At 40.1% G+C, this 6,114-nt stretch carries 6 protein-coding genes and 1 rRNA gene; 1 reads left to right on the top strand and 6 read right to left on the bottom strand.

The window, feature by feature from the left end; genetic code table 11:
* Positions 1–41: 41 nt before the first annotated feature.
* Positions 42–287 carry a hypothetical protein gene (locus CLHUN_RS18640; RefSeq protein ID WP_080066135.1) on the top strand — a complete coding sequence of 82 codons (246 nt, stop codon included), beginning with the start codon at positions 42–44 and terminating at the stop codon, positions 285–287.
* Between the two features lie 111 nt (positions 288–398).
* Here the strand turns inward: CLHUN_RS18640 and CLHUN_RS18645 are convergent, their stop codons facing one another.
* From CLHUN_RS18645 to rrf, 6 genes are all read right to left on the bottom strand, one after another.
* On the bottom strand, positions 399–1,301 hold the full coding sequence (locus CLHUN_RS18645; RefSeq protein WP_080066136.1) for a YegS/Rv2252/BmrU family lipid kinase: 903 nt from the start codon (positions 1,299–1,301) through the stop codon (positions 399–401).
* A gap of 151 nt (positions 1,302–1,452) precedes the next feature.
* Complete coding sequence (locus CLHUN_RS18650; protein WP_080066137.1) at positions 1,453–1,623, bottom strand: small, acid-soluble spore protein, alpha/beta type; 171 nt, start codon at positions 1,621–1,623, stop codon at positions 1,453–1,455.
* A 518-nt stretch (positions 1,624–2,141) separates the two neighbouring features.
* Positions 2,142–2,978 carry a carboxylating nicotinate-nucleotide diphosphorylase gene (nadC, locus tag CLHUN_RS18655; RefSeq protein WP_080066138.1) on the bottom strand — a complete coding sequence of 279 codons (837 nt, stop codon included), beginning with the start codon at positions 2,976–2,978 and terminating at the stop codon, positions 2,142–2,144.
* Between the two features lie 37 nt (positions 2,979–3,015).
* A complete protein-coding gene (nadB, locus tag CLHUN_RS18660; RefSeq protein ID WP_080066139.1) occupies positions 3,016–4,602 on the bottom strand; it encodes an L-aspartate oxidase in 1,587 nt (528 codons plus the stop codon).
* A 31-nt stretch (positions 4,603–4,633) separates the two neighbouring features.
* The gene (nadA, locus tag CLHUN_RS18665; RefSeq protein WP_080066140.1) at positions 4,634–5,548 is read right to left on the bottom strand and encodes a quinolinate synthase NadA; all 915 of its coding nucleotides are present in this window, start codon (positions 5,546–5,548) and stop codon (positions 4,634–4,636) included.
* Between the two features lie 445 nt (positions 5,549–5,993).
* A 5S ribosomal RNA gene (rrf, locus tag CLHUN_RS18670) occupies positions 5,994–6,110 on the bottom strand.
* Positions 6,111–6,114: the final 4 nt, after the last annotated feature.

The raw sequence follows: 6,114 nt of genomic DNA on the forward strand, positions 1-6,114 counted from the left end.
TTCATATGTCATGTAAAAAATACTTAAAAGAGGTGCATGCTATGGATCTCCAAAACAATATAATCAATTTTGAAAGCCTGAACGATAAGAATACCCTTGAACTTGTACAGGACAGGCTTAAGCCTGGAGAAACACTCATTCTGGATATCGGCAACAATTACTTTCATCAAGCCGACAAGGTTTATGATATTCTTTCAAAAAACGGCTATTATGTAAGAAAGACATTGGTAAACGGAAGGAATCAGTTGTTGGTTGCCTTTGAAGACGGCAAGCATAAGATGTATTAGTATTGAGTTTCCGCAAAAAACCGGCATCATGAGATAAAACTCTCATAATGCCGGTTATATAAATACACTGGAGAATTACCGGATATTAATTTTTATCAACAAATTTTTTACTTATTTGTTGAGTTCATAGATTCCTTGCGGCACAAAAACCTCCAAAAGCTTATTCTTAAATTCAATCTCCGCCGGAAATAATTCCGACTTTTCACCGTCAACTGTAAGAGCTATTGGGGATTTGCTTACAAGCTCACATTTTTTGGCCTTGAGAATAATGACATTCTTATCGTTGACAGACTCCTTGCTCAATACCTTGAAAAAGATACTTGCCAAATTTATATTGGAACATTTTTTAACAAGGATTATGTCCATGTACCCGTCGGTAAAATCCGCGTCGTTCAACAGGTTTGGAAAGCCCGCAGCCTGCTTGCCGTTAACAATCAGGAACAATAAAAACTTTCCTTCGATTATGTGTTCATCCGCAGTAACCTTTAAATCAAAGCTTTTTATATTTGCAACCTCTGACAAGCCCTTAAGATAATACGCCAGGGGGCCGAAATTTTTCTTAAGCTCGCTGTTCGTATTAAAAGAGACATCTACAAAATTTCCTCCGGCAAAAGTACTCAAAAAATAATGGGAGTTATTAATAAGCCCTACATCACACAAAAGAGTTTTTCCCTGAAGAATGATGCTTAAGCTTTCGTTAAGGGAATTTATCCCCAGACACTTGGCAAAATCATTACAGGTACCGGAGGGTATGACTCCTATGGGCATTTTTATATCGTTGTCCAGAAGGATGTTGGCAACAAAATTTATAGTCCCGTCTCCGCCGGAAGCAATTACAAAATCGTATATCCCGGATTTCAATGCACTTACAAGATACTCGTTATTTGCATCAATAAGCCTGTACGGCTGTACAAGCACTCCTTTTTTTTGAAAAGTGCCCAGTATGTAGTCCAGTTCACTTGGGACCTTATGACCTCCGGAAATAGGATTATATACAAAAAGTGCGTTTTTCAAAACTTTCCCCTCCTGTAAACAGCTCTCTATAACTTAATAATAAATGAATTTACTTTGAAAAGCAACAGATGTAAAACAGGAGAATTGTATGTAATGGGGAGGCAGCAAACCAGGTCTGCTGCCAGCCCCTAAATGACGCTAAACTACCCGGTTACCGGTTGACACTTCTTTCAGCCATTTCAATTGCCTTTTTGACCATGCTTCCGCAATCTCTTGAAGAAACTGATCCCCAGCCCTCTGCTGAAACTTTGTTGTAGACTCCTAGCTCTTTGGCAATTTCCTCTTTGAGGGCTTCTGACATGATACTCTGATGTCTACTCATAGTTAGTGCCTCCTTTTTAGGCATTCCACTGCGTATTAACTTTTCATCAAAGATATGCCTTCGGCTATCTTCTCTTTTTAATACGCTTTTTATGCCATGAAATATTTTAGCGTACAATTGTATTTTCTCTCCTTATATAAAAAATATTAAGGTAATTGTTTTCATGCTATCCACAATATTCACATACAAATTTTTCTCTTACAAGCACTGTCCTACTATATATGCTTATGTAATTTAAAAACACAACAATATTTTGTACCCCAGTTTTCAGATTAAATTCCATGAGGTATACCCTCTTAATTATTCACATTTTTTACTCATCATGTGGATAACATTAACCTTGTCCCGATGGCTGAAGCCCTTTATTTCACAGCATTTTGTGATTTGTCGAAAAAGGAATTGTGAATAACTTAAAAAAACTGTGGATAACATGATTTATATCCACAGTCCTTAAAAAAAGATTTTTCTATTTGCGTTTCCCGGCAGACCGAATAAATGTCCGCCTCATATTTGGCAGCTTATTCAATATTCATGCTTATATCCACGGAGTTAGCAGAGTGAGTCAGCTTGCCTACAGAAATAATATCCACCCCTGTGCGGGCCACTTCATAGATAGTTTCCTCCGTTATATTTCCCGAAGCTTCAACCAATGCCCTTTTATTGATTAGCTGCACTGCCTCCGCCATCTTTTCATTTGACATGTTATCCAGCATGATAATGTCTGCCCTGCATGCCAGTGCTTCCTGAACCTCTTCCAGAGACTCTACCTCCACCTCGATTTTGACGGTATGCGGTATGCTGGCCCTCACCCTGTTGACTGCATTTGTTATGCCTCCTGCAGCGGCAATATGATTATCCTTTATCAAAACTCCGTCTGATAGAGAAAATCTGTGGTTTGAACCACCTCCGGCATTTACGGCATATTTCTCCAGAAGCCTTAACCCGGGAGTTGTCTTTCTGGTATCTGCAATTTTAACAGGCAGCTCCTTTACTTTCATGGCATATCTGTTGGTAACAGTTGCAATTGCAGAAAGCCTTTGCAGGAAATTAAGCGCTGTTCTCTCACCCTTTAAAAGAGCTCTGGTAGGCCCGGTTACCGTTGCAATTGTATCTCCTTTTTTTACCCTGTCCCCATCTTTTATATGTGCTGTAAATTTTACGCTGCTATCCAATACCTCAAAAACATGCTTTGCAACATCCAATCCTGCTATTACGGCATCCTGCTTGGCAAGGAATTCCGCTTTTGAGCTATCTCCCTCACTGATTATATTATCGGTAGTAACATCGCCCAGTGGCATATCTTCTTTCAATGCATTCATTACTATATCATGTAAATAAATTTTATCCATTTTCATCATAACCTCCACAAAGTTTTATTATTTGTCGTACCTTTCAGCCCAGTACTTTAACAATATTCCTTTTCCAGTTGACGTCATCCGGTTTGTCAAAATCTGATCTGAAATGGGCTCCCCTGCTCTCTTTCCTTTCAAGAGCAGCTTCTATTACAAGGTTTGCAACAGTCAGCATGTTGGCAACCTCCAGTTTGACAAGACTAAAGCCCCATATATCCAAAAATCTTAAATGTATTCCATTCAGTATTTCTTTCGCTGTGGCAAGTCCTTGCTCATTCCTGATTATTCCCACGTATTTGGTCATGGTAGTTTGTATTTCTTCCTTCATATCTTTAAGAACTGTGTCGCTATCCCTGTTCAGGCTGAAATTCGTCTGCATGTCTGTTTCTTCCTGGGTCAGGCTGTTTGCGCCAGAGGTTTCTGAAATCTTTTTGGCAATCTTTCTGCCGAATACCAAGCCCTCCAGCAAAGAATTGCTTGCAAGCCTGTTAGCACCGTGAATTCCGGTACAGGCTACCTCACCACAGGCATACAGGTTTTCTATGTTTGTCATGCCGTTTACATCGGTTTTAATCCCACCCATGCAGTAATGTTCTGCCGGAGCCACAGGTATAAAGTCCTTGGATATATCTATTCCATATTCCAGGCATGTCCTAAAAATATTGGGAAATCTGTTTTCAAGGTATTCCCGGCTCTTAAACGTAATGTCAAGGAAAACATTTGCAGAGCCCGATATGGTCATTTCTTGGAATATTGCCCTGGAAACAACATCCCTCGGAGCTAATTCCGCAAGTTCATGATACTTATGCATGAACCTTTCTCCTCTGGAGTTCTTGAGCATTGCCCCTTCGCCGCGAACCGCCTCTGAAATCAGAAAGCTCTTATCCTTCGGATGATAAAGAACCGTTGGATGGAACTGTACAAATTCCATGTCCATGGCTTCTGCCCCAACTCTAAGGCACATGCCCACTCCATCCCCGGTTGCCACCTCGGGATTTGTTGTATGTGAATAAATCTGGCCAAAGCCCCCGGTTGCAATTACAGTATTTCTGGCTGTGAAAAGCTTCATTTTTTCTGCTGTCTCATCGTATACCAAAACACCTATGCATTTCTCATTCCTGACAACAAGATCAACAGCAAAATGCCTTTCGAACATTGAAATGTTGCTTCTCTTTTGAGCCTCCTCAATGAGCTTGTCACATACCTCCTTACCGGTAGTGTCTCCAGAATGAATTATCCTATTTACACTGTGAGCTCCTTCTCTGGTAAGAGACAGTTGCTGTCCACTTTTGTCAAAGTTTACGCCTATACTGCATAGCTTCTTAATATTATCAGCCGCTTCTTCAACAAGCACCCACACGCTTTCGTCATTGCAAAGTCCTGCTCCTGCAAAAAGCGTGTCCTTAAAATGCAGTTGAGGGGAATCATTCTGCTCATCCAGGGATACCGCAATTCCCCCCTGTGCAAGCACAGAATTGCTTATATCCAGTGTTTCCTTGGTTATAATACCGATACTGCAGCCTTCAGGTATTTCAAGTGCGGTATAAACCCCTGCTATACCGCTTCCAATAATAATGACATCTTTGTCAATTACCTCAATGTCTTTCCTTCTCTCATCGTCTTCCATACTGTCCCTCCAAAAGACCCCTTGGTGCGTCCTATTTTGCCACCTCCAGCATCCTGCTCAGAGAATGTGACGCACGTTCAATTATATCTTTCTCCAGATTTATTTCGTACCTTTTCAAAGCTAATGCATCATGAACACTCTGAAGAGAAGTCTTTTTCATATTAGGGCATATGAGACCTGTGGACATCATATAGAAAGTCTTGTGAGGACTATCATTTTTAAGCTGGTACAAAACACCCATCTCGGTTCCTATTATAAATTTATCATGATCAGAGTTTTTAGCATAATCAATAATTTGTTTTGTACTGCCAACATAGTCGGCCAATTCCTGTATTTCAGGCTGGCACTCAGGATGAACCAGAAGCAGTGCATCAGGATGAAGCTCTTTTGATGCCAGGACCTCATTTTTCCTGATTTTATGATGTGTTATACAATAACCTTCCCAAAAAATAATATTCTTCTCAGGGCACATTTTAGCCACGTAACTGCCCAAATTCTTGTCAGGAACAAAAAGGATGTCCTTCTTGTCTATTGACCTTATGACAGCCAGGGCATTTGACGACGTGCAGCAAATGTCACACTCGGCCTTCACTTCCGCGCTTGAGTTAATATAACAGACTACTGCGGCCTGCGGATATTTTTTCTTGGCTTCACGCAAGGCTTCGGCTGTAACCATATCTGCCATTGGACAGCCTGCATTTATTTCAGGCAGCAGCACGGTTTTCTCAGGTGAAAGTATCTTTGCACTTTCAGCCATAAAATGCACTCCACAAAAAACTATAGTATCAGCAGCGCTTGCTGAACAATATTGGCTCAGTGCAAAGGAGTCTCCAACAATATCGGCTATCTCCTGAACATCGTCCACCTGATAGCTGTGAGCAACAATTACGGCATTTTGCTCTGCCTTCATCCTGTTTATATTTCTGACCATTGTCTGTTTATCCATTTATACTACCTCAGCTTTGTTAATTTTTGAACAATATATCCTGTAATTATTCTACTATATTTATATACCTGAAAGTTAAAATACTGCATTTATTTTAATACTTATGAAATGCTTTGTAAATGCTTTTATTGTAAATGGACTCTTTATACTTATAGAATAACTGAAATTCTCGGATCTATTCAGATTACTGCCTCTATTTCGTTATCAGAATATGCTTTTACAGAATTAAGATAAATCAGCTTTTCCTTGCAAAACAAAGAAAGCCCTGAGCTTGTTAACCTCATAAGACAAAAGTCTTTGTGTCAATATTTCTCTGAAATAAAACAGGCCTTCGCGCTATTAACACATAAGACCAAAAGCCTCAAGGATAAATAAAGTGATTAACAAAATATATCGCCTCAAAACAAACAAGACCTCAAGTTTTGAACTTGAGGTCTTGATATAAATCTGGCAGAGACTTACTTTCCCGGGCCGTGTCCAGCCAAGTATTATCAGCACTGAGATGCTTAACTGCCGTGTTCGGTATGGGAACGGGTGTATCCATCTCGTCATTTCCACCAGAAAAT

The organism is Ruminiclostridium hungatei, assembly GCF_002051585.1.
Taxonomy (GTDB): Bacteria; Bacillota; Clostridia; order Acetivibrionales; family DSM-1351; genus Ruminiclostridium; species Ruminiclostridium hungatei.

Excerpts from the sequence above, each read along its gene's own strand:
- CLHUN_RS18650 (WP_080066137.1), bottom strand. The coding sequence starts at position 1,623 with ATGAGTAGACATCAGAGTATCATGTCAGAAGCCCTCAAAGAGGAAATT.
- nadB (WP_080066139.1), bottom strand. The coding sequence starts at position 4,602 with ATGGAAGACGATGAGAGAAGGAAAGACATTGAGGTAATTGACAAAGAT.
- CLHUN_RS18640 (WP_080066135.1), top strand. The coding sequence starts at position 42 with ATGGATCTCCAAAACAATATAATCAATTTTGAAAGCCTGAACGATAAG.
- nadC (WP_080066138.1), bottom strand. The coding sequence starts at position 2,978 with ATGAAAATGGATAAAATTTATTTACATGATATAGTAATGAATGCATTG.
- nadA (WP_080066140.1), bottom strand. The coding sequence starts at position 5,548 with ATGGATAAACAGACAATGGTCAGAAATATAAACAGGATGAAGGCAGAG.